Here is a 22,745-nt window from a genome sequence, read left to right as displayed (position 1 = left end):
TAATAAAAGGCCCTACATTATGACTTTGCTCTGGATACCCTTGTTATCCTTAATTGGCAGTGTTATTTCTGCATGCACAGGTAAGTTATCCCGCAATTTAAGCACTAGTTTAACGGCTCTTGCGCCTTTGACGGCTTTGGGGATTACTCTATACCATGCACCTGCCGTTTTAGCGGGCGAAACCATTCGTTATTCTTTAGCTTGGATCCCGTCAATAGGACTCGATTTATCTCTGCGGCTAGACGGCCTCAGTTTATTGTTTATGTTTATGATTTTAGGCATAGGCTTGCTCGTTATCCTCTACACGCGTTACTACCTAAGCGCTAACGATTCAATGGCTAAGTTATATAGTTACTTAATGCTATTTATGACTGCAATGCTTGGTATTGTTATGTCTAACAACGTCATTCAACTGTGGTTGTTTTGGGAATTAACGAGCATTAGCTCATTTTTATTAATTAGTTTTTGGTGGCATAAATCAGAAGCGCGAAAGGGCGCACGTATGGCGCTTGCTGTAACAGGCGCGGGCGGTTTAGCGTTACTTGCTGGATTGATGCTATTAGGTGATATTGTTGGTAGTTACGACCTAGATGTTATTCTAGCGAGTAAAGCAATAATTCAATCTCATGATTTATACGAAGTAGCATTGGTATTGGTGCTACTGGGTGCATTTACTAAATCGGCACAATTTCCATTTCACTTTTGGCTTCCTCATGCAATGGCAGCGCCTACGCCAGTAAGCGCGTATTTACATTCTGCAACGATGGTAAAAGCCGGTATATTTCTGTTAGCACGTTTTCACCCTGCTTTAGCTGGTACCGATACTTGGTTCTTGCTCGTTGGTTTAACGGGTTTAGCAACGCTATTGTTTGGCGCTTATATAGCATTATTCAAACATGATTTAAAAGGGCTGTTAGCCTATTCAACAATAAGTCATTTGGGTTTAATAACGCTATTACTCGGGCTTGATACTGAGCTTGCGACCGTTGCTGCTATTTTTCATATTATTAACCATGCAACGTTTAAAGCGTCGTTATTTATGGCTGTCGGCATTATTGACCACGAAACGGGTACGCGCGATATGCGTAAACTAAATGGTATGTGGCGATACTTACCATACACTGCAACGCTTGCGATGGTCGCGGCGGCTGCAATGGCAGGAGTACCTTTACTAAATGGCTTCTTGTCTAAAGAAATGTTTTTTGCAGAAACGCTGCATCAGCAAGTGCTTGGTTCTATGTCGTGGTTAATTCCTGTACTGGCAACGGTTGCAGGTGCTTTCGCTGTAGCGTACTCAGCACGTTTTATTCACGACGTGTTTTTTAATGGTGAACCAATTGATTTACCTCGTACGCCACACGAACCACCACGTTATATGCGGGTACCAATAGAAATTCTCGTTGTGATTTGTTTGTTAGTGGGTATGTTCCCGCACTTTACAATTGACGGTATTTTATCTGCGGCATCTTTAGCTGTACTTGGAAAAGAAATGCCAGTGTACGAATTAGCTATCTGGCATGGATTTAACTTGCCTCTACTGATGAGTGCAATGGCGATTGCTGGCGGCTTATTTATTTATATTAATCGTAAATATCTATTCCAATTTCAAGCATCATTACCACCTCTTAACGCTAAAAAAACCTTTGAACGTGTAATTTTAAGTATTATTGCTTGGTGCCAGTCCAAGGTAAGCAGTATAGAAAATGGATCGTTGCAGCGCTATCTTGTAATTATGTTAGCAGTAGTATTACTGTGTGCGGGTTGGCCATTATTTGAAATGCAGCAACTTGCCGGTAGCATGCCACTCACACCTGTTGATGCGCATAATGCAATTGGTGCTGGCTTATTGATTATTGGTGCCCTTGCTACTGTTATTTGGCACCGCTCTCGAATGGTATCGTTGTTGATGCTCTCAATTGTAGGATTAATGGTGTCGGTTGTATTTACGCTTTTTTCTGCACCTGATTTAGCGCTTACGCAGCTAACTGTTGAGGTTGTTACCATTATTTTATTAATGCTGGCATTGTTTTTCTTGCCGCAGCATACGCCAAAAGAGTCAAGTTCATTACGAATACTTCGAGACTTAGCAATAGCCTCTACATTAGGTGTAGTGATAGCGAGTATTTGTTACGCATTACTTACACGCCCGTTAGATTCTATATCAGACTTCTTTATTGCTAACGCTAAAATAGGTGGCGGTGGTACCAACGTGGTTAACGTTATTTTGGTCGACTTTAGGGGCTTTGATACGCTTGGAGAAATTACCGTATTAGGTATTGCCGCATTAGGTATATTTAAAGTACTTTCTCGAATCCCATTATTTATGCCAGCAAGTGACAGCGAAGGGCGCCCATGGGCTAAAGAGCGTCATCCGATATTGCTGGCGAGTATTTCACAAAGTTTATTACCGCTTGCGTTATTAGTTTCTGCATATATTTTCTTACGTGGGCATAACTTACCTGGTGGTGGCTTTATTGCTGGATTAGTAACGTCAATCGCGTTTATTTTGCAATACATGGCGCATGGTACAGCATGGATAAACGAACGCTTTGATGTTAATTATCGTAAAATTATAGCTTCAGGTATTGGTATCTCACTGTTTACAGGTGTGGGTAGTTGGTTCTTCGATAAGCCATTTTTAACAACTTGGTTTGACTACTTTGATATTCCGTTTGTCGGTAAAACAGAGCTTGCCAGCGCGATTGCATTTGACCTAGGTGTTTACTTAACGGTTGTCGGCGCTACATTAATGATTTTAGCAAGCTTAGGTAATATGACGGCAGATACCCAGAAAAAAGAGGTAAATATTTAATGGAATTATTGTACGCATCTTGCGTTGGAGTATTGGTCAGTTGCGGTGTGTTTTTACTGCTAAGAGCTCGTACGTTTCCTGTAGTACTTGGGCTTACTATGATTTCATACGCTGTTAACTTATTTTTGTTTTCAGCAGGTCGCCTTACTATTAATAAGGCGGTAGTACTTGGTACTGGTACAGACTATGCTGATCCATTACCTCAAGCTTTAGTGCTTACCGCTATTGTAATCGGTTTTGCGATGACCGCATTCGTGGTTATTTTGGCAATACGTGGGCGCGCCGATTTAGGTAGCGACCACGTCGATGGTTATGTGCCTAGTACCTCAGCAGATAATAAGGAGCAAAAATGATCCAACATTTAGCTTCGTTACCTATTTTATTACCTATGCTGACCGCAGTTATTTTACTGCTTCCGCCATGTGGTAAAAGCGTTAAAGTTCGCCGCTTAGTTTCAATTGTAATGGCAATAGCTACTTTCGCTATTAGTGTGCTTTTACTTACGCATATTAATAATACGGGTATTAATGTTTACGCTATTGGTAATTGGTCTGCACCATTTGGGATAGTCTTAGTCGCTGATATGTTGTCTACCTTATTAGTTACGTTAACTTCATTTTTAGGTTTGGGCGCTATTTTATATGGTAGTGCTGGCGATGACGAAAAAGGCAGCTTTTATCATCCACTTGTTCATTTTTTAATACTGGGTGTAAATGGCGCGTTTTTAACTGGTGATTTATTTAACCTATTTGTATTTTTTGAAGTGTTACTGATTGCATCATATGCATTGTTAATGCACGCAGGTGATAAACAAAACACCCGTGCTGCACTGCAATATGTAATATTAAATTTAGTTGGCTCAAGCGTATTTTTAATCGGTTTGGGTATTTTATACGGTGTGCTTGGTACGCTTAATATTGCAGATATGGCACAAAAAGTATCAGAGCTTTCGGGCGATGATGTATACCTAGCAAAAGCAGGTGGTTTATTACTACTCATTGTATTTGCTTTAAAGGCCGCACTATTACCTCTGCATTTATGGCTTCCAAATACGTATTCAAGTGCTAAACCTGTGGTTGCTGCATTATTTGCGATTATGACCAAAGTAGGCGTTTACGCCATGCTTCGTGTTTACACGGTGATATTTGGCGAACAAGCCGGAGCGCTTGAACATATGGCGCAGCCTTGGCTTTGGGGCTTAGCAATTGCAACCATTATAGTGGGTGCCATTGGTGTTATGGCAGCGCAAGACTTACGTAAACTCACCTCTAACTTAGTCTTAGTATCGGTAGGTACGTTGGTTGCACTAATTGCATTACAAAATGTAAATGCCACTGCTGCACTTTTATATTATTTAGTGCATTCAACACTTGTTAGTGCCGCACTATTTTTATTAGCAGACCTTGTTTCTACGCAGCGCGGTAAAGTTGGCGATAGGCTAGTAGCGGGTCGCTCTGTTAAACAACCATTTTTATTAGGTGTGTGCTTTATTGTTGCAGCTTTAACGGTAGTTGGTATGCCGCCACTATCAGGCTTTGTAGGTAAAATTTGGATACTTAAAGCTACATTAAATAGTGAGCAAGCTTTACTGTTTTGGCCTGTATATTTAGTAACAAGCTTTGCGTTGTTAATAGCGCTTTCGCGTGCTGGCACGACCTTGTTTTGGGAGCATAAAAGTAAAAACAGCGAAAACGCAGATTGTGCAAATGCACACCCGTTGCAGATAACTGTGATTATAGGTTTACTTGCGTGTTCGCCATTGTTAGTTATTTTTGGCGGACCAATAAGTGACTACATGCTAGGTGCTGCTACTCAGTTACATGATATAAGCGGCGGTATTAACGCTGTACTTAAAGGAGGCATGTGATGAGATTACAAGCCCGTTTTCGTTGGTTACCAACGCCATTTCGTAGCTTATTTTTGTTTATGGTATGGTTGTTGTTAAACAATAGCGTGTCGGTAGGGCACTTAGTACTAGCGACTATATTTGCTATATTTATACCTTTATTAAGCTTTTCACTTCGCGAACCTCAGCCGCTTATTTTAAAGCCTGGCTTGGCGCTTAAGCAGTTACTTATTGTGCTTTACGATATTATTATTGCAAATTTACAGGTGGCTTTACTTATACTCGGGCCATCTAAAAATTTACGTCCGGCCTTTATAAAAGTACCGATAGATTTAACTCATGACATGCCAATTACCATATTAGCCAGTAGTGTATCGCTTACACCCGGTACAGTGAGTGCAGAGGTTTACCCAATTGCTGAATCGTTACCTGAAGGTAAAGAGCCAACACAACGCTACTTACTAATACATGTGCTTGACCTTAAAGATGAAGAAGCACTTATCAAACAAATAAAACAACGCTACGAAGCTCCACTAAAGGAGATATTTCAATGTTAGACACTGTATTACTCATTGTATTTTCGATGATTGGCTTATCTTTATTACTTAATTTATGGCGATTGATTATTGGTCCATCAGTGCCTGATCGCGTTTTAGCGCTCGACACAATGTACATTAACGTTATTGCACTGATTATTTTATACAGCATTAGTATGGATACAGGGCTCTATTTTGAAGCTGCACTATTGATTGCCATGCTTGGTTTTGTAAGTACAGTTGCAGTGTGTAAGTATTTACTACGTGGCGATATAATTGAATAAGGTGAAAACATGATCAGCGAATGGGTTGTATCAATATTATTATTATTTGGTGGTACGTTTATTTTAATTGGCTCAATAGGCTTAATCAAACTACCTGACTTTTTTATGCGTTTGCATGGGCCAACTAAAGCAACCACGTTGGGTATGGCGAGCATGTTAATTGCAGCTATGGTTTATTTTGCAAATTCAGAGCATGGACTAAGTGTTAGAGAAATACTCATTACTATATTTTTACTAATTACGGCACCGATTAGTGGTTACATGCTAATAAAGTCAGCTATTCATCATAAGCTAAAAGCCAAAGAAGGCACTAAAGGCCTAGATAATGTAGAAGACGATTAGCATAAAAATATATTTATAAAAGGCCGAATAAGTTCATTTTATTCGGCCTTTTTAGTGATTGCTTGTACCCTTTACAAGACTAATTAATAATGTAAATATAAAACGATTATTTATATGGAAGGATATTATTATGGGTAAGGTACTACTTTTATCATTACTGATTTTTTCTAGTAGTTTGTATGCTGAACAAAATACTAAGCAGCAAAAAATAGATGAACTTATTAGTGTAATGAATTTAGATTCAATGGTTGACTCTATGTACGGCCAGGTTGAAGGTATGATGAAAGGCATGTCAGACCAAATGGGCGTTAAGCCTTCTGAACAGGCAATTTTTGATAAATACTACGGCGATATGACGACGGTATTAAAAACCGAAATGAGCTGGGCCAAAATGCAGCCGATGATGATTAGCGTGTACGACAAATATTTTAGTGAGCAAGAAATTGCCGATATGTTAGCGTTTTATAAAACAGATACAGGGCAAAAAATACTTGAAAAAATGCCTGTTGTAATGCAAGAGTCTATGCAAATGTCACAAAGCTTAATGAAAGATGCTATGCCTAAAATACAAACATTAGCGCAGCAACTAAGCGACGAATTAGAGCAAAGCCGTAGCGAATCAAACTAGGGCAGCGTATGTTTGGTATTTATGCTGCGTTATCGCCTACTTATGGGGAATAACCACACTACATAGGCTCTGCCTTGCCTAAAGACCAAATATACTGCTGTAAATTAAACCACCAATGATCAACACGCCCTTAGATTAATACGCGCCTTACTTAGGCGCTTCTCTCCTGAATTACTCCCCTCCAGATAATACACGCCCGATATCAGCTTAAGTTAATTATGTTTGTGTCACTATACCAATGAGCAACAATACTTAATCAATTTGAGGGATTAAATTCGGCGTTAACTGCGTTAAACATTTTTGATATACGATTGCATGGATACAGGGGGCAACTAATGATAACAACTAAATAACGAAACCTTTGCCTTGTTATCAACACTATTTTCTTGTCTCAAATAGATCACTTAATTAAGTGAGTTGTTATTATTTTATTAGTTTTAAAATAGTCATTGACCTATGTGTTGCACCTAGGTTTATTATGAAGCTACTGAAACACGACGGAGCTAAATTATGTATGTTAAACAACTCGCCAAATTAATGGGCGTGACTGCCGATACTGTTCGTCATTACACACGTGTTGGGTTACTTAATCCAATACGCAGTGAAGAAAATGGCTATCAAGAATATACAAAGCAAGACCAGCAGCGTTTAAAGTTTATTATTAGCTCTCGTCAACTTGGTTTTTCACTCAAAGATATTCAACACATTATAGGTGAGTCAGAGCAGGGGAATTGTCCTTGTCCGTTAACGCGTAAACTCATTACTAAACGCCTAGAAGAAACCGAAGCACTATTTCAAGAAACATTAAAATTACGAAACAGAATGCATGCAGCTCTGGAGCAATGGGATACATCAGCCGATGGTGCAAATGCCAGTGACGTGTGTAGTTTAATAGAATCTTTTGTTGATCCAATAAACGATTCTGCAAATAAGGAGCAGCGTAATGACGACTAATACAAAAGACACCGCGCAAAACTTTATTATTGAGGGTGCTAATTGCGGCAGTTGTGTGGCTAAAATTGAAAAAGCCCTTAATAGCGTGCAAGGCGCGCAAAATGTAGAAATGAACTTTGCACAGCGTACTGTCCGTGTAGAAGGTAAAGCTTGCGAAAGCACGCTTATTAAAGCAGTCGAAAACATTGGTTATTCAGCTAAGCCAATGAGTAACGAGTCTGATCAAGATGCACTTGATGAAAAAGCAAAGTCGGATGAGGCACATTATAAAAAGCTAATGCGTAATATGATATTAGCGTTAGGGGTCGGTGCACCGTTAATGATATACGGGCTTATTTTTGACATGAGTGTGACCACCGACACACAACGAATAGCATGGTTTTTAGTGGGTATAGTCACGCTTGTGGTTATGGCTATATCAGGTAAACAATTTTACAACGGTGCATGGCAGGCATTCAAAAACCATGCTGCCAATATGGATACATTAATAGCGCTTGGTACAGGTACTGCGTGGTTGTATTCAATGTTTGTGGTAATAGCACCAAACTTATTACCGGAAGTTGCAAGACACGTATATTTTGAAGCATCATCGATGATCATCGGTTTAATTAGTTTAGGGCTCGCTTTTGAAGTAAAAGCACGTGGGCGCACCTCACAAGCAATTAAACGCTTAATTGGCCTGCAACCAAAAACTGCACGCGTAATTCGCGATGGGCAAGAGCAAGACATCGACATTAGTGATGTTGTAAAAAATGATGAAGTACGCGTACGCCCGGGTGAAAAAATCCCTGTGGATGGCGATGTTATTGAAGGCAGCAGTACGGTTGATGAGTCAATGCTTACTGGTGAGCCAATGGCCGACCGCAAAAAAACGGGCGACAAAGTCGTTGCCGGAAGTATTAATAAAAGTGGCACTTTATTATTTAAAGCCACGCACATTGGTAGCGAAACCACACTTGCCAATATTATCAATATGGTAAAGCGTGCACAAAACTCTAAGCCATCAATAGGGCGCTTAGCTGATGTTATATCAGGAATATTTGTACCAACAGTCATGATTATTGCAGTACTTGCTGGCCTTGCATGGTTAAACTTTGGACCTGAGCCATCAATTGCTTATGCCGTTGTTGCAATAACCACTGTACTTATTATTGCTTGTCCTTGTGCGCTAGGACTCGCAACCCCTATGTCGGTTATGGTGGGTATTGGTAAAGCTGCAGAGTCAGGAATATTAATTCGAAATGGTGAGTCGCTGCAAACAACATCTAAAATCACCACCATGATTTTAGATAAAACAGGCACTATTACTCAAGGCACACCGCAAGTTACCGATGTAGTTACGTTTAACAACAGTGATGAAAATACAGTAATGCAACGTGTTGCAAGCCTTGAAAGTAGCTCAGAGCATCCATTGGCAGAAGCAATTACGGCACACGCTAAAAAGCAGGGGTTAACTTTAAGTAAAGTAGCTGACTTTAACGCAATTACAGGTAAAGGTGTCACTGGCAGTGTTGACGGGCAAACATTGTTGTTTGGTAATAAAGCGCTAATGGATAAATACGATGTAGCCGTTGATGATGCAACCGAGCAAGCTCAAACACTTGCCAGTGATGCTAAAACGCCCATGTATTTTGCAAGTAATAATAAGCTCCAAGCTATTATTGCAGTAGCAGATCCTATTAAAGAGGATTCAGTTGAAGCTATTAAACGCCTGCAAGATAAAGGTATTCACCTAGTTATGCTAACAGGTGACAACAAAGCTACTGCACAAGCCGTTGCTAAGCAAGTTGGTATTGATGACTTTATTGCAGAAGTCATGCCTGATGACAAAGTAAACGAAGTAACAAAGCGCCAAGCAAACGGTGAAATAGTGGGTATGACAGGTGACGGTATTAACGATGCCCCCGCACTTGCGCAAGCCGATGTAGGGTTTGCAATTGGCACAGGTACCGATGTTGCAATAGAAAGTGCAGACATTACCTTAATGCGTGGTTCGTTACATGGCCTTGCTGATGCAATTGCAGTGAGTAGTGCAACTATTTTAAATATTAAACAGAACCTATTTGGTGCCTTTATTTATAACGTGGCGGGTATTCCGATTGCAGCCGGCGTGTTGTATCCATTTTTTGGAATACTACTTAACCCTGTTGTTGCAGGTGCAGCTATGGCACTTTCATCGCTTACAGTGGTAAGTAACGCTAATCGCTTACGTTTTTTCAAACCAAATAAATCGTAATTTAAGCTAAGGAGTACATTATGTTGATGATTAATATAGGTGGTGCACTGTTAATAGCCGCAATTATTTATTGGTTTTGGCTATACAAACCAGAGCAAACACAAAGTGATGACAACAAAGTAACGATAGTCGTTGATAACGGTGTTTATAAGCCAGGACACATTAAAGTGGCAGCCAACAAAGAGGTTGTACTTACCTTTGATAGAAAAGACAGCGCGCCGTGCGCCGAAACCGTGGTATTTCCACAGCTTGATATAAGTAAAACTCTGGCAATGGGTGATGGCAACACAGTTAAACTACCCGCGCTTGAAGCCGGTGAGTATGATTTTCATTGCCAAATGCAAATGTATAAGGGCAAGCTAGTTGCTCAGTAACCTGAACTAAGTAGGTGTTGGGGTCGTATAGTTGCCTTATAAAAGTTACGAGTAAGAGTCGCTATATTAAATGAATAAATTAAACCCTAAAAAATTATTGAATAGTAAATGGACCGCAACACCTTCTATAAATAAAGAAAAACACTTCATTATTGTTGAGGTGGAATTTGATGAAGATGGTAATGTAATTGAGTGTATTACCGAGGCTGTTATGTCAAAAAATCAATATCCAATTAGTTGGCGAGATTTAAAAGATAACCAAAAGTGGCTACAAGGGTGGAAGTAATTTAAATCTACATAATTTACCTCACTCCAATAGCGGCACATTTGCAGATAGCTGGAACACGATATAGGTTTGCTTAACTCAAGCGAACCTATATTTTACGGCGCATTAAGTTATGAACTCAATGCTATAACTTAGCTCATATATCACATTCTTTCTGAGTAATTCGCCATTTGGCAACAAAACAGTTAATTTCAAAATATCCTTCCAAAATTTTTATAATAAATCTCAAAAACAATATAACTTACTGATTATAAGCAAATTAATTATTTAATAGTCGCGAATAAATCCTATGTTACTTCCATGTTCATATTCAGTTTATTTTGAAGACTAACCCAAACGCCCCCCTTATTGGCTTTTTAACAAAAGTGTGTCTTTTTAATTAAACTTAACTAATTGATTTATATAGATTTATTGTTTTTAGTTAAATGACTGTTGCTAAATAGCAACAATGACACCTCCCCAAATTAAGCTTCTCTCGTTTTATATCGTTTAACTCATTGTTTTTAAATAATAAATAAAAAGTGGCACCGAAGTTGTAATACCTAGAGTGTATTAAGCAAAACGTGATGAAAGCCAAAGGCCTTAATCGCAACAACCCAATGAAGGAATACTATTATGAAAACATTTCAATCAACACTAGTACTAATGGCTCTAGCTTCTTCATCAGCGGCTTTTGCAGCAACAGATTTTGATACGCTAGACGTAGATGGTAATGGCGCAATTAGCCTAGCCGAAGCATCAGTAGATGCAAAACTTTTAGGCCAATTTGAAGAACTCGATACAAACCAAGACGGTGAGCTATCTGAAGATGAGTTTTCTAAGGCCTAAAATTAAAGCCTTAAGCAGTTAATGCTCTGTAATGTTATCTAAATTCTGAGTTGCCAAAGACAACCTAAGTAGGCAAGGGAGCCTACTAAAAAGAATAACCAGGAAGTGACTAGAGAGCACTATAGAGCAAATTTATTTAGGGCACCGCATACTTTTGAAGGATTAAATTATGAAAAAGCTACAATCAACATTTGTACTTATGGCTATTGTTTCTTCGTCAGTAGTATTTGCAAACACAGACTTTGAAACACTCGATGCAGACGACAGCGCTTCAATTAGTCAAGCTGAAGAATCGGTGCAAGTGATAGAGAAATTTGACGAGCTAAATGTTCAAAGTAGCGGTGGTCCGACAGAAAATGATTTTTTTGAATATTAATTTATAAACACTTTACTCCTAAAGGATCTTTGAAAAGGACTTCTTACCTCTAATCAGGTCACCCCTAATCAGGCTCAAAGCCTAAGGAAACGATTATGAAAACATTACACAAAACTCTAGCACTTGTAGCCCTAGCTTCTTCTTCAGCGGCGTTTGCTGCGGTAGATTTTGATTCTTTTGATACAGATGGCGACGGCGTAATTAGTAAAACAGAAGCCCAAGTAAACTCGCAACTAGTACAGCTTTTTGATCAATTAGATACAGATGGAAATGGCGAGTTATCTAAAGAAGAGTTTTCGAAGGTTCAGTAATAAGCTCTATGTAGAACCTTACCAGTCATACTCACAAAGCAGCTAAGTAATTAATACTTATCTGCTTTTTTGTGCATTTAATTTAATATATTACTGTTTAGTCACCAAAATAGTGCAAAACTCGAGTTTTAATTTAATTAAGTTACTGATTATTAAGTTATTTTATTATTGGTTTTAAACTTGCAAATCTATTTATAACTTAGGTTAATGAGTATTTAAAATGGCGCGAATGAGTTATATCAGTAGTGTTGAGCGCTACCACGAATATGAGCATGTAATACACAGCTTACTTGAATCTATTTTGATGAGTATTGAGGATGGGTTAACTAAGGAGCGTGATACCCGCTACCTGATTAAGCAGTACCCATTTTTAGAATTACAATATTGTTTAAATGCAGAAGGTTTGCAGCAGGGTAATAATGTCTGCTTTAAACGGGCATATAGCAAAAAACTAGGTGAAAGTGGTAATCAACAAGATTTAAGCGAGCGCCCCTATTTTTTGAACGCTAAAGCAAGTGATAGAGTGTGCTTTACTGATCCCTACATTTCTATAGCGACTAACCATTTATGTATATCGGCGATTAAAGAACTAAAAAAACCAATTAATAATCAACATTACTTGGTCGTTGATGTGAGCTTAACGCAGCTTATTGAGTTTGTAATGGGTGATACTGCGCGCGCTAATATGTCGCCTTACTTCAAAGCGGGTTACGGTATTATTGTTGCGTGCTTATTTTGCTTAGTATTATTTTTACTGAATATCGTTTTTAATGATATATACGCGCTATTAACCCATGTAGATACCTCATCAGACCCACTTGAACCCTTTAGTATCATTATTTACATCACCCTAGCATTAGCAGTATTCGATTTAGGTAAAACAATACTCGAAGAAGAAATCCTTATGCATAAGGATATTTTTAGGCACTCATCTACGCGGCGCACTATTACACGGTTTATATCTACCGTGTTGATTGCTATATCAATTGAGGCGCTGTTAACTATGTTTAAAGCGGCGCTGGGGCAATCGGAATATTTAATGCCTGCAATAGCGATGATGCTTGCAGTAGTGGGGCTTTTAATTGCACTGGCTATTTATGTTTACTTAGGGGCAAAGGCCGAAACGCTATTAATGCGGGCTCGTTTAAAACAAAAATCCTCCAAGTAGGAGGATTTTTATATTACATAACTATTAATAGTTATTTATTGTTTATCTTGCGCGCGTTTGGCTTTAAAGTCAGACTCGCTCGTCCACTTTGGCCAATCGCCATTGTTTGCAAGTTGAGTGGCTATATCAACAATAAGATCTATATCTTGCTTAACACCACCTAACGACCAATCAGCAGAGTAGTCGTCTGCTTCTTTATGGTACTTATGCGCAATGTACTCAGGATCGGTATCGCCCAGGCTCATAAATAATAAACTAGGCACGCCTTGCTTAGAAAGTGAGAAATGATCAGATCTAAAAAATAAGCCATTTTGCGGACGAGGATCCATTTTAACAACACGGCCTTGTGATTTTGCAGCCTTTGCTAAATAGCTTTCCATTGTCGATAAATCTTTACCGTATTGTAAGATGTAGTCAGTACCATCAAGCACGTTCATGCCATCAATATTTAATAGACCGACCATTTGTTTTGTAGGTACAACCGCACCCGATGCAAATTCTTCAGAACCAATTAACCCCGTTTCTTCTGCTGTAAAGTTAGCAAAAATAATTGAGCGTTTAAATGGTTTTTGCTTATTCATTTTGCTCATGATGCGTGCTATTTCAAGCGTGGCTGCAGTGCCTGAAGCGTTATCTACTGCGCCGTTATAAATCTTAGGGCCAGTATCAGTTTGTTTAGTACCAAAGTGGTCCCAGTGAGCGCTAATAACAACGTATTCGTCAGGTGATTCGCTACCTGTAATTTGTGCAACTACGTTATGCGATTTTGCATGCGATACTTCGTTTTTAAAGGCAAGGTTTGCTTTTAAGTTGAGTGGCGTCGCTTTAAAGTCATCATTTAATGCTGCTTGTTTTAAATCTTGATAGTTAAGCTTTGCGGCGTTAAACATTTTCTCAGTCGCATCAAGTGTTAGCCAGCCCATAACCGGTAATTTAGACGCGTTTAAATTGTTATCCATTAACGTGTATTTAGTGCCGGTGTTTGAACTTTCAACTACGCCCCAAGGGTATGCCGCAGGTGCTGTTTCATGAACAATAAATACAGCCTTTGCACCTTGGCGAGCGGCTTCTTCATATTTATAAGTCCAGCGACCGTAGTAGGTCATTGCATTGCCAGTAAAAAGGGCATCGTTTTGAGTAGCAAAGCCTGGATCGTTAACTAGCACAACCACTGTTTTACCCGTCACATCAATATTTTTATAATCATTCCACTTATATTCTGGCGCATTAATACCATAGCCAACAAATACAACGTCAGAGCTTCTTACATCAATTAATGGCTGAAGTTGCTCGGTACGTGCGGTAAAGTCTTTACCTGATTCAAAGCTCAAATCACCTACCTTTAACTGCATATCCTGATTAGCAGTCACCATTGCCATTTTTACAGGCTGTAAGTATTTACCTTTATAAGCACCGGTTAAACCCAGCGCTTTATATTGCTTACTTAAGTAGCCTACTGTTTTCACTTCGCCATGAGTAAGCGGGCCTCGGCCTTGAAAGTCATCAGAGGCTAGCGTTTTAATATGCTGTTTAATATTGCTAAGGCTTACACCGGCTGTATTTTCTAATGGGGTTTGTTTGCTTGCAGGCTCTGAGCAGCCAAAGAGTGCAACTAGCAGGCTTAGGCTAGCGCTTTTTAAAAGAGTATATGCCATAGTCTTCATATTGTTATTTAATTGGGCTTTCAATATAAAGGAAGCACTGCAGCGATGTCGAATTTTTATAGAGAACTTTTCACGCAATTGCAGATTAGCTATCAGCCATTAGTAAAAAACCAGCGCAAGCTGGTTCTTTTAACTTTAAGTAATAAATTATTACTTAAGCATCCGCTAATTTCACGCGGATCTTACTTTTATCAACAGTAGATTGGTTAAGTGCTTTAATAGCGCTTTTGCTTTCTATGTCGTTTGGCATTTCTAAAAAGGCAAAGCCTTTAGATTGGCCAGTGTCTTTATCAAGTACTAAGTTACAGGTAGTCACTTTACCGTGCTCTGCAAATAAAGTACGAAGCTCATGCTCAGTGGTAGCACGAGACAAGTTACGAACTAATAGTTTCATAATGAACCTAAATAATTATGTCAGTGCTAATTATCTCAACTTAGATGGGTTTAACCTAATTTTATTTGATAAATGGTAAAAAAAACTTATCACATACAAAAATGCCGTTAGTTTAATTTATTAACTAACGGCATTTTTTACCATAAAAGTAGTTTAATACTTAAGTTTACTTATTTCACTTCTTTGCCCGCTGCTTGTTGATCAGCATGGTAGCTTGAGCGTACAAACGGACCTGAAGCCGCGTGAGTAAAGCCAATTTCGTCTGCATACGCTTTTAAGCCGTCAAACTCTACTGGTGGCACGTAGCGTTTAACCGGTAAGTGATGCTTAGAAGGTTGTAGATATTGGCCTACAGTTAGCATGTCAACGTTGTGAGCACGTAAATCGCGAAGTACTTCTTCAATTTCGCTAATTTCTTCACCTAAACCAACCATTAAGCCAGACTTAGTTTTAACTTCTGGGTGAGCTTCTTTAAAGCGGCGTAGTAATTCTAATGACCATTTGTAGTCAGCACCTGGGCGAGCTAGTTTGTATAAACGTGGCGCAGTTTCAAGATTGTGGTTAAACACATCTGGTGGCGTCTCGATTAATATCTCTAGTGCGCGGTCCATACGGCCACGAAAATCAGGTACTAAAATTTCGATAGTAATAGTTGGATTATGTTTACGAATCTCGCGAATACAATCGGCAAAATGCTGTGCACCACCATCACGTAAATCATCACGGTCAACTGAAGTGATTACAACGTAGCTTAGCTTCATATCTTTAATAGTAAGTGCTAGCTTTTCAGGTTCAGTGGCATCAGGTTTTAATGGGCGACCATGAGCAACATCACAAAATGGGCAACGACGAGTACAAATTGCACCTAAAATCATAAAGGTAGCTGTACCGTGGTTAAAACATTCAGATAGGTTAGGGCACGAAGCCTCTTCACATACCGAGTGTAAGCCATGCTTACGTAGCGCTTTTTTAATGCCGTCAATGCGATCGGTTGATTTAGGTAAGCGAATTTTTAACCATTCTGGCTTACGCAACATTTCAGTTTTTTCTGTAGGTAAAACTTTTACTGGGATCAACGCCATTTTTTCTGCGTCGCGTAGTTTTACACCTGGTTCCATTTTGACTGGTTTATTCATTCGTTTTCAAACCCTTCAGTATGCTTAACCTGTGTTGCATTAAGCTTCTTGATCATGTGTTTCACCAATCCTTCACCTGCACTTTCTAGGTTTTGAGGACCATCTAATTCTTTAGTTTGCACCATATTCATGCCCGCATAACCACATGGGTTAATGCGTAAAAATGGACTTAGGTCCATGTTAACATTTAATGCTAAGCCATGAAACGAGCAACCACGACGAACCCTTAACCCAAGGGATGCAATTTTGCTGTCGTTAACGTAAACACCGGGTGCATCAGCTTTAGCATAAGCTTCAATACCATACTCGGCGAGTGATTCAATAATGCACTCTTCAAGCCATGTAACCAGTTCACGTACACCAATCTTTAAACGACGTAGATTAAATAATACATACATCATTTGCTGGCCAGGGCCGTGATAAGTTACTTGTCCGCCACGGTCAACTTTAATCACCTCAATGTCGCCAGGAGCCAGTAAGTGTTCGTCCTTACCAGCCTGACCTTGAGTGAATACACTCTCGTGCTCTACAAGCCAAATTTCATCTGGCGTATTTTCATCACGGGTGTCGGTAAAGTCCTGCATTTTTTGCCAAATTGGCATATAACGCTGACGACCCAGTTGGCGTACGATCAAAGTGTTTTCGTTCACAACAAATCTCAACTATGGCTTAAAGCATGTGGCGTACGTCATCAATGTTGCTGATCACGTTGTAAATTTCTTCAATGTGTTTGCCACTAGTAACCGTTGCTACAAGGCTTACTGACTCGTAATTACCTTTGCTGCTTGGTTTTACTTTAGGGGCGTAATCGCCAGGTGCTATTGGTTGTAACTTAGCTAAAATTTGATCAGTTAAGTTTACATTAGCTAAACCCATTATTCTGAATGTAAATGGGCAAGGGTACTCTAGGTACTCATCAAATTTAGTATCTTTAACAGGTTGAACCACGACGGTGACTCCTCATACAAAAGTGTGGACTCTATGCAAGCTCGAAGCTTAATACAGATAGGCAATTAGCAGTCTTGCTTATATGGGGCGCATTCTAACATTTTTCAAGCAAAAAAAAACGCCTCACAGTGGAGACGTTTAAATTAGTTACCCTAGTTAATAGGGGAGCTATAAATTACTGCATGATCTGTAAACGTAAGTAATCATAAATTTTGCTAAAGAAGCTGCCTTCTTCCACTTCTTCAAGTGTTACTAGTGGGTATTGAGCAATATCTTCGCCTTCTAGTTGTAAGAATAACGTACCTACTTTAGTACCTTTAGCAAGTGGTGCTTCAAGTGTGTTATCTAGCTCAAAGTTAGCTTTAAGGTTTTTATGCTGACCACGTGGGATAGTAATCGGTGTATCTTCTAAAATACCTAAAGATACATTTTCTTTGTTACCCATCCAAATACGTTGTTCTGCAAAGCTATCGCCTGCTTTGTACGGAGTAATTGTTTCATAAAAACGAAAACCATAGTTAAGTAGTTTTTTACTTTCTACTTTACGAGCACGTTCGCTGGTAGTACCCATAACAACAGCAATTAAACGCATATCGTTTTTAGTTGCTGAGGTAACTAGGCTGTAGCCAGCTTCTGATGTATGGCCAGTTTTAATGCCGTCAACATCTAAGCTTTCGTCCCACAATAATGAGTTACGGTTATATTGCTTAATGCCGTTATAAGTAAACGATTTTTGCTTATAAAGTGCATATTCATCTGGCACATCACGAATAAGTGCAGCACCAAGTGTCGCCATATCGCGAGGCGTTGTGAAGTGCTCGTCAGTATCAAGGCCGTGGCTGTTGATAAAGTGGCTGTTGCTCATACCTAATTTAGCAGCATGGGCATTCATTAAATCAGCAAATGCGCTTTCGCTTCCAGCAATATGCTCAGCCATTGCAACACATGCATCATTACCTGATTGGATAATAATACCGTGGTTAAGCTGATCAACACTAATTTGCTTACCTACTTCAATAAACATCTTTGAAGATTCAGGGAAGTTTTTAGCCCATGCTTTTTCGCTTACCGTTACCATATCGGTAGTAGCAATATTACCTGCTTTAATTTCAGTACCAATTACATAACTGGTCATCATTTTAGTTAAACTTGCAGGTGCTAGCTGTGTATCGGCTTCACCTTCAGCAATAACTTTACCTGTTGTAAAGTCGACTAAAAAATAACCTTTTGCATTAACTTGAGGTGGTGCCGGAATAATTTGGGCGCTGGCTGAGAATACGGCGGCTGTACAAACTAGGCCGCATACACCTTTGAGGATTTTATGTTTAATAGATTTCATCATACTCATTAATGGTTAAAGTTAAAGATTCGCGTTACGCTATTTTAAAGGTCTTACTGAGTGTAAAGCAAGAACGCGTTTTGAAATTGATTTTGTTTTAATTTTTTTAATACTTCGTCTGCATGAGGGGTATCTTTTATTGGCCCTAAATGCAGTCTGTAAATGTCGTCTTTTTGAACGATATTTGTAGGTAATTTGTATTGATCTCGCAATGTACTGGCAAGTGCTTCAATATTAGCAAGTGTACCACCTGCAGCTACTTGAATGTAGGTTTGACGCGCAGTTGCGCCGGCAAGGGTAACGGCCTCTAGCTTAACCTTTGCTGTACCATGAGTGTAATAGCCAAGCTTATAAGCAGCAGCATACGAAAGGTCAATCACTCTATCGTCATGAAACGGGCCACGATCGTTCACGCGTACGATTACCGATTTACCATTTGAGGTATTGGTTACTTTAACAAAGCTAGGTAATGGCAATGTTTTGTGCGCTGCTGTCATGGCAAACATATCGTAGGTTTCACCGTTTGAGGTGTGATAACCATGAAACTTACGACCATACCACGAGGCAGTACCTTCCTCAGAATAGCCTGTCTCATCAAGCATAGGGGAATAGCTTTTACCAAGCACTGTATATGGGCGGCTTGCGCTGGCACTTTTAGTGGTTTCGGTTACTATAGCGTCTTGCATTTCAAGCGTAGTAGGAGCTCTAAGTGGTGCTGCATCGTGGCGCATGCTATAACGGCTACTAGAACCGCTACTACAAGCACTTAAAAGTAAAATTAATAATGTAGTAAATATAAGCTGATTAGTGTGTCGCATTATTTTAAAAGCATCCTTTTATCTGTCGCGATTGACATAATAATGCCAAACCCTGCCATTAACGTCACCATCGATGTACCACCATAACTTATAAGTGGTAAAGGTACGCCAACAACAGGTAATAAACCCGATACCATGCCTATGTTTACAAATACGTACACAAAAAAGGTGAGGGTGAGTGCGCCTGCGAGCAATTTACCAAATGCATCTTGTGCATTAACAGCAATGTATAAACCACGGCCAATAATAAATAAATAAAGGCTAAGCAAAACACATACACCAAATAAACCAAATTCTTCGCTTAAAACCGAAAATATAAAGTCGGTGTGGCGCTCTGGCAAAAATTCTAATTGCGATTGCGTACCAAGCAGCCAGCCTTTACCTTCTATACCGCCTGAGCCAATAGCAATTTTAGATTGAATAATATGATAACCCGAACCGAGCGGATCGCTCTCAGGGTCTAAAAAGGTGAGTACACGCTGCTTTTGATAATCGTGCATACCGTAGTGCCAAAATGGCCATGCGGCAAGCGCTACTATAGAGCTTAAAAAGCCGATTAAACGCCAACTTAATCCAGACAAAAACAAAACAAATATACCTGAACTTGCAATAAGTATAGCAGTACCTAAATCGGGTTGTTCTTTAATTAATAATGTAGGGAGCATTACAATCATAAAGCCAATTATTAAGTGCATTGGCCGAGGAGGTAAGTGATTTCGCCCTATATACCAAGCTACCATCATAGGGACTGCCAGCTTCATTAATTCTGCAGGTTGAAACCGTGTCACCCCTAAATCGAGCCATCGCTGTGCGCCTTTTGAGCTTACGCCAAATAAAAGTACACCCACTAGCATTAATAAACCAATGCAATAAAGTGGGATCACTAAACGCTTTAATGTGGCAGGCGAAAACTGGGCCAAAACAACCATAGCAACAACCGCACCGCCCATACGAGTCATGTGCCTAATCATCATTGAAGAGTCTTGGCCGCTTGCGCTGTAAACAACCATTATGCTACCAGCCATCATTATGAGTAATGCAATAAGCAGTGGTAGGTCTAGATGCATACGCATCCAAATAGAGCGTTTATCGTGCAAAGCGGTCATGGTGTATCGTTCCTTGCAAGATTAACTGGATTGGCTGCAAAGTAGTAATCCATAAGTTGGCGAGCAATTTGAATACCGCCGTGGTTGTTTTCTAATACAACAGAAACCACAATTTTTGGATCGCTATAAGGGGCAAAGCCTATGTAAATTGTATTATCGCGTTGGCGTTCTCTAAGAGATTCTGCATCGTAGCGTTCACCTTGGGCAATACTCACTATTTGCGCGGTACCTGTTTTGCCAGCCGAGTCGTAGTTAGTCCCTTTAAAAGCTTTATGCGCTGTGCCTGATATTTTTTGAACTGTATTATGCATTGCATCTAACGATACCTGCCAATGGCGCGGATCTTTTAAAATAACTGGGGGTTTTTCTTCGTTGTTAATTTGTATTACGTCATTATCTTTTTTAACCACTTGTACCAAATGGGGGGGGTGGTTAATACCACGATTAACCAATATGTTAGTCGCGTTTGCAATTTGAATCGGTGTAGCAGTCCAGTAACCTTGGCCAATACCTACAGAAATAGTATCGCCGCGCCACCAAGACTCTTTAAAGCGTCCTTCTTTCCATTCTTTTGAAGGTAAAATAGCAGTAGTTTCTTCGTGAATATCAATACCTGATAAATCGCCGTAGCCAAAACGGGCCATAAAATCACTGATTTTAGTAATACCTAATCGATAAGCCGCATCGTAAAAAAAGGTATCGCACGACTCTTCAATCGCCTTGTATACATCCACATGACCATGGCCCCAACGTTTCCAATCTCGCCATTTGTGTTCAACATTTGGAATTTGAAAAAAACCAGGATCCCACATTGATGTTGATTCATTTACTATATTTTCTTCAAGCGCTAATACAGCCATTAAGGGTTTTACCGTAGAGGCAGGCGCATAACGACCTTGCGTAGTACGATTTATTAACGGACGGTCTTGGTTAAGTAACGCTTTGTAATTTTTGCTGCTAATGCCGTGTACAAATAAGTTTGGATCGTAACTTGGGTTTGAATAAAGCGCCAGCACGCCGCCATCTTTGGCATCCATAACTACAACAGCACCACGCATGTCTTTAAGCGCATGTTGTGCAATTTGTTGTAAGCCCACGTCTAGGGTAAGTACTAAGTCGCTACCTGGCTGCGGTTGGGTCATGCTTAGGGTGCGAATTACACGGCCACGGTTATTAACTTCTACCCGTTGTGAACCCACTTTACCGTGCAGTGTTTCTTCATAATATTTTTCTAATCCGAGTTTGCCAATATCATGTGTAGCGCGGTAATTGGTCGCACGGTCTTCTTGTTTTAATTGGTTTAGCTCTTTTCTATTAAGCTTGGCAACATAACCGAGCGCATGCGTTAGCGTGTCGCCAAATGGGTAGTAGCGAGCCAGACGTGCCTCAATACTAAAACCAGGGAATTTATGTTGATTAACCGAAAATTTTGCTACTTCTGTTTCGTCTAAGCGGGCTTTTAATACTTGTGATTTAAAACGACGGGTGTGTTTTATATCTTTTAAAAAGTCTTGTTTATCTTGCTCTGTAATCGCAATTATTTTACTTATTTGATCAAGCGATTCGTCAAGGTCATCTACCTCTTCGGGGATGACTTCAAGGTTGTAAACAGGTTTGTTTTCAGCAAGTAGCACACCGTTACGGTCGTAAATTAAACCACGGTTGGGTGCAATAGGAATAACTTTAATGCGGTTATCGTTGGAGCGGGTTTGGTAGTCTTGGTGATCTTCTACCTGAATAGTATAAAGATTAGAAAGTAATACAGCGACTAATCCTAATACAAAAACAAAACCCACGAATGCTCGCCTAGCAAATAAGTTTGCTTCTGCGGAGTGGTCACGAATAGTGGGTCTATGTTTTAGCATGGCAAGGGGTTACTCGCGATGATAAGGATGGTTGTTATTTAAGCTCCAGCCTCGGTAAAGGCTCTCTGCAACAATTATACGCACCAAAGGGTGCGGCAATGTTAAATTAGATAACGACCATTTTTGCTCAGAAGCTGCAATGCACTCTGGAGCAAGTCCTTCAGGTCCGCCAATAAGTAAACTTACATCGCGGCCATCGAGTTGCCATTTTTCCATATTTTTAGCAAGTTGGTGAGTATCCAGCGCTTTCCCTGTTACCTCTAACGTTACAATACGATTGCCTTTTGGAATAGCCGCTAATGTTTTTTCACCTTCAATGTGTAAAATACGTTTTATATCTGCATTTTTACCACGTTTTCCGGCTTGAATTTCAATTAACTCTAGGGCCATATCTTTAGGGAAGCGGCGCTGATATTCTGCAAATCCCGTTTCTACCCATGCAGGCATTTTAGTACCAACAGCAATCATTTGTATTTTCACGTATTACTTCCAAG

The 22,745-nt window shown here is 39.7% G+C and carries 25 protein-coding genes; 15 read left to right on the top strand and 10 right to left on the bottom strand.

Going from position 1 to position 22,745, the window contains the following annotated elements:
• Positions 1-19 precede the first annotated feature (19 nt).
• The 15 genes from GQR54_RS05095 (at position 20) to GQR54_RS05025 (ending at position 12,981) form a co-directional block, all read left to right on the top strand.
• Positions 20-2,812: a monovalent cation/H+ antiporter subunit A gene (locus GQR54_RS05095; protein WP_166376745.1), complete on the top strand. Its 2,793-nt coding sequence runs from the start codon at positions 20-22 to the stop codon at positions 2,810-2,812.
• Positions 2,812-3,165, top strand: coding sequence for a Na+/H+ antiporter subunit C (locus GQR54_RS05090; RefSeq protein ID WP_166376744.1), 354 nt, complete (start codon positions 2,812-2,814; stop codon positions 3,163-3,165). Before GQR54_RS05095 ends, GQR54_RS05090 begins: the two co-directional genes overlap by 1 nt.
• On the top strand, positions 3,162-4,679 hold the full coding sequence (locus tag GQR54_RS05085) for a monovalent cation/H+ antiporter subunit D (protein WP_166376743.1): 1,518 nt from the start codon (positions 3,162-3,164) through the stop codon (positions 4,677-4,679). Before GQR54_RS05090 ends, GQR54_RS05085 begins: the two co-directional genes overlap by 4 nt.
• Entirely contained in the window at positions 4,679-5,215 is a 537-nt protein-coding gene (locus tag GQR54_RS05080; RefSeq protein ID WP_166376742.1) for a Na+/H+ antiporter subunit E, read from the top strand. The genes GQR54_RS05085 and GQR54_RS05080 overlap by 1 nt, the downstream gene beginning before the upstream one ends.
• The gene (locus GQR54_RS05075; RefSeq protein ID WP_166376741.1) at positions 5,209-5,478 is read left to right on the top strand and encodes a K+/H+ antiporter subunit F; all 270 of its coding nucleotides are present in this window, start codon (positions 5,209-5,211) and stop codon (positions 5,476-5,478) included. Before GQR54_RS05080 ends, GQR54_RS05075 begins: the two co-directional genes overlap by 7 nt.
• A 9-nt stretch (positions 5,479-5,487) precedes the next feature.
• Complete coding sequence (locus GQR54_RS05070) at positions 5,488-5,820, top strand: Na+/H+ antiporter subunit G (protein WP_166376740.1); 333 nt, start codon at positions 5,488-5,490, stop codon at positions 5,818-5,820.
• Between the two features lie 130 nt (positions 5,821-5,950).
• Positions 5,951-6,448: a DUF2059 domain-containing protein gene (locus tag GQR54_RS05065; RefSeq protein ID WP_166376739.1), complete on the top strand. Its 498-nt coding sequence runs from the start codon at positions 5,951-5,953 to the stop codon at positions 6,446-6,448.
• A gap of 510 nt (positions 6,449-6,958) precedes the next feature.
• On the top strand, positions 6,959-7,402 hold the full coding sequence (locus tag GQR54_RS05060) for a MerR family transcriptional regulator (RefSeq protein ID WP_101217268.1): 444 nt from the start codon (positions 6,959-6,961) through the stop codon (positions 7,400-7,402).
• Positions 7,392-9,638, top strand: a complete 2,247-nt coding sequence (locus GQR54_RS05055) for a heavy metal translocating P-type ATPase (RefSeq protein ID WP_166376738.1) — start codon at positions 7,392-7,394, stop codon at positions 9,636-9,638. The genes GQR54_RS05060 and GQR54_RS05055 overlap by 11 nt, the downstream gene beginning before the upstream one ends.
• 20 nt (positions 9,639-9,658) lie before the next feature.
• Positions 9,659-10,012 carry a cupredoxin domain-containing protein gene (locus GQR54_RS05050; protein ID WP_007378488.1) on the top strand — a complete coding sequence of 118 codons (354 nt, stop codon included), beginning with the start codon at positions 9,659-9,661 and terminating at the stop codon, positions 10,010-10,012.
• Between the two features lie 70 nt (positions 10,013-10,082).
• On the top strand, positions 10,083-10,298 hold the full coding sequence (locus GQR54_RS05045; RefSeq protein WP_007585532.1) for a TIGR02450 family Trp-rich protein: 216 nt from the start codon (positions 10,083-10,085) through the stop codon (positions 10,296-10,298).
• Between the two features lie 615 nt (positions 10,299-10,913).
• Positions 10,914-11,126 (top strand): calmodulin, encoded by a 213-nt coding sequence (locus GQR54_RS05040; RefSeq protein ID WP_166376737.1) that lies wholly within the window; start codon positions 10,914-10,916, stop codon positions 11,124-11,126.
• A gap of 169 nt (positions 11,127-11,295) precedes the next feature.
• A complete protein-coding gene (locus GQR54_RS05035; RefSeq protein WP_166376736.1) occupies positions 11,296-11,502 on the top strand; it encodes a calmodulin in 207 nt (68 codons plus the stop codon).
• A gap of 95 nt (positions 11,503-11,597) precedes the next feature.
• Entirely contained in the window at positions 11,598-11,813 is a 216-nt protein-coding gene (locus tag GQR54_RS05030; RefSeq protein WP_024597051.1) for an EF-hand domain-containing protein, read from the top strand.
• Between the two features lie 220 nt (positions 11,814-12,033).
• A complete protein-coding gene (locus GQR54_RS05025) occupies positions 12,034-12,981 on the top strand; it encodes a PDC sensor domain-containing protein (protein ID WP_166376735.1) in 948 nt (315 codons plus the stop codon).
• A gap of 35 nt (positions 12,982-13,016) precedes the next feature.
• Here the strand turns inward: GQR54_RS05025 and GQR54_RS05020 are convergent, their stop codons facing one another.
• From GQR54_RS05020 to rlmH, 10 genes are all read right to left on the bottom strand, one after another.
• A complete protein-coding gene (locus tag GQR54_RS05020; RefSeq protein WP_166376734.1) occupies positions 13,017-14,636 on the bottom strand; it encodes a M28 family metallopeptidase in 1,620 nt (539 codons plus the stop codon).
• Positions 14,637-14,799: 163 nt separating this feature from the next.
• Positions 14,800-15,039 carry an RNA recognition motif containing protein gene (locus tag GQR54_RS05015; protein ID WP_024605577.1) on the bottom strand — a complete coding sequence of 80 codons (240 nt, stop codon included), beginning with the start codon at positions 15,037-15,039 and terminating at the stop codon, positions 14,800-14,802.
• A gap of 170 nt (positions 15,040-15,209) precedes the next feature.
• Positions 15,210-16,175, bottom strand: coding sequence for a lipoyl synthase (gene lipA / locus GQR54_RS05010; RefSeq protein ID WP_002958515.1), 966 nt, complete (start codon positions 16,173-16,175; stop codon positions 15,210-15,212).
• Complete coding sequence (gene lipB, locus GQR54_RS05005; RefSeq protein WP_010554695.1) at positions 16,172-16,825, bottom strand: lipoyl(octanoyl) transferase LipB; 654 nt, start codon at positions 16,823-16,825, stop codon at positions 16,172-16,174. The genes lipA and lipB overlap by 4 nt, the downstream gene beginning before the upstream one ends.
• Before the next feature lie 19 nt (positions 16,826-16,844).
• Entirely contained in the window at positions 16,845-17,123 is a 279-nt protein-coding gene (ybeD, locus tag GQR54_RS05000) for a DUF493 family protein YbeD (RefSeq protein WP_002958517.1), read from the bottom strand.
• 175 nt (positions 17,124-17,298) lie between these two features.
• A complete protein-coding gene (locus tag GQR54_RS04995; RefSeq protein ID WP_010554697.1) occupies positions 17,299-18,462 on the bottom strand; it encodes a serine hydrolase in 1,164 nt (387 codons plus the stop codon).
• A gap of 53 nt (positions 18,463-18,515) precedes the next feature.
• Positions 18,516-19,280: a septal ring lytic transglycosylase RlpA family protein gene (locus tag GQR54_RS04990; protein WP_166376733.1), complete on the bottom strand. Its 765-nt coding sequence runs from the start codon at positions 19,278-19,280 to the stop codon at positions 18,516-18,518.
• Entirely contained in the window at positions 19,280-20,386 is a 1,107-nt protein-coding gene (rodA, locus tag GQR54_RS04985) for a rod shape-determining protein RodA (RefSeq protein ID WP_166376732.1), read from the bottom strand. Before rodA ends, GQR54_RS04990 begins: the two co-directional genes overlap by 1 nt.
• Positions 20,383-22,251: a penicillin-binding protein 2 gene (gene mrdA / locus GQR54_RS04980; RefSeq protein WP_166376731.1), complete on the bottom strand. Its 1,869-nt coding sequence runs from the start codon at positions 22,249-22,251 to the stop codon at positions 20,383-20,385. The genes rodA and mrdA overlap by 4 nt, the downstream gene beginning before the upstream one ends.
• Before the next feature lie 9 nt (positions 22,252-22,260).
• A complete protein-coding gene (gene rlmH / locus GQR54_RS04975) occupies positions 22,261-22,731 on the bottom strand; it encodes a 23S rRNA (pseudouridine(1915)-N(3))-methyltransferase RlmH (protein WP_007585562.1) in 471 nt (156 codons plus the stop codon).
• Between the last annotated feature and the right edge of the window lie 14 nt (positions 22,732-22,745).

The sequence above is a fragment of the Pseudoalteromonas sp. Z9A4 genome (assembly GCF_011378845.1).
GTDB classification, from domain to species: Bacteria; Pseudomonadota; Gammaproteobacteria; order Enterobacterales; family Alteromonadaceae; genus Pseudoalteromonas; species Pseudoalteromonas arctica.
This window is presented reverse-complemented; position numbering and strand designations above follow the sequence as displayed.

Bases quoted from the DNA above. Each gene is read 5' to 3' on its own strand.
- GQR54_RS05015 (WP_024605577.1), bottom strand. From the start codon at position 15,039: ATGAAACTATTAGTTCGTAACTTGTCTCGTGCTACCACTGAGCATGAG.
- GQR54_RS05065 (WP_166376739.1), top strand. From the start codon at position 5,951: ATGGGTAAGGTACTACTTTTATCATTACTGATTTTTTCTAGTAGTTTG.
- GQR54_RS05030 (WP_024597051.1), top strand. From the start codon at position 11,598: ATGAAAACATTACACAAAACTCTAGCACTTGTAGCCCTAGCTTCTTCT.
- GQR54_RS05070 (WP_166376740.1), top strand. From the start codon at position 5,488: ATGATCAGCGAATGGGTTGTATCAATATTATTATTATTTGGTGGTACG.
- GQR54_RS04995 (WP_010554697.1), bottom strand. From the start codon at position 18,462: ATGAAATCTATTAAACATAAAATCCTCAAAGGTGTATGCGGCCTAGTT.
- lipA (WP_002958515.1), bottom strand. From the start codon at position 16,175: ATGAATAAACCAGTCAAAATGGAACCAGGTGTAAAACTACGCGACGCA.
- GQR54_RS05050 (WP_007378488.1), top strand. From the start codon at position 9,659: ATGTTGATGATTAATATAGGTGGTGCACTGTTAATAGCCGCAATTATT.
- GQR54_RS05075 (WP_166376741.1), top strand. From the start codon at position 5,209: ATGTTAGACACTGTATTACTCATTGTATTTTCGATGATTGGCTTATCT.
- GQR54_RS05025 (WP_166376735.1), top strand. From the start codon at position 12,034: ATGGCGCGAATGAGTTATATCAGTAGTGTTGAGCGCTACCACGAATAT.
- GQR54_RS05035 (WP_166376736.1), top strand. From the start codon at position 11,296: ATGAAAAAGCTACAATCAACATTTGTACTTATGGCTATTGTTTCTTCG.
- GQR54_RS05020 (WP_166376734.1), bottom strand. From the start codon at position 14,636: ATGGCATATACTCTTTTAAAAAGCGCTAGCCTAAGCCTGCTAGTTGCA.
- GQR54_RS04990 (WP_166376733.1), bottom strand. From the start codon at position 19,280: ATGCGACACACTAATCAGCTTATATTTACTACATTATTAATTTTACTT.
- GQR54_RS05060 (WP_101217268.1), top strand. From the start codon at position 6,959: ATGTATGTTAAACAACTCGCCAAATTAATGGGCGTGACTGCCGATACT.
- GQR54_RS05040 (WP_166376737.1), top strand. From the start codon at position 10,914: ATGAAAACATTTCAATCAACACTAGTACTAATGGCTCTAGCTTCTTCA.
- GQR54_RS05080 (WP_166376742.1), top strand. From the start codon at position 4,679: ATGAGATTACAAGCCCGTTTTCGTTGGTTACCAACGCCATTTCGTAGC.
- rodA (WP_166376732.1), bottom strand. From the start codon at position 20,386: ATGACCGCTTTGCACGATAAACGCTCTATTTGGATGCGTATGCATCTA.
- GQR54_RS05085 (WP_166376743.1), top strand. From the start codon at position 3,162: ATGATCCAACATTTAGCTTCGTTACCTATTTTATTACCTATGCTGACC.
- GQR54_RS05095 (WP_166376745.1), top strand. From the start codon at position 20: ATGACTTTGCTCTGGATACCCTTGTTATCCTTAATTGGCAGTGTTATT.
- GQR54_RS05045 (WP_007585532.1), top strand. From the start codon at position 10,083: ATGAATAAATTAAACCCTAAAAAATTATTGAATAGTAAATGGACCGCA.
- GQR54_RS05055 (WP_166376738.1), top strand. From the start codon at position 7,392: ATGACGACTAATACAAAAGACACCGCGCAAAACTTTATTATTGAGGGT.
- GQR54_RS05090 (WP_166376744.1), top strand. From the start codon at position 2,812: ATGGAATTATTGTACGCATCTTGCGTTGGAGTATTGGTCAGTTGCGGT.
- mrdA (WP_166376731.1), bottom strand. From the start codon at position 22,251: ATGCTAAAACATAGACCCACTATTCGTGACCACTCCGCAGAAGCAAAC.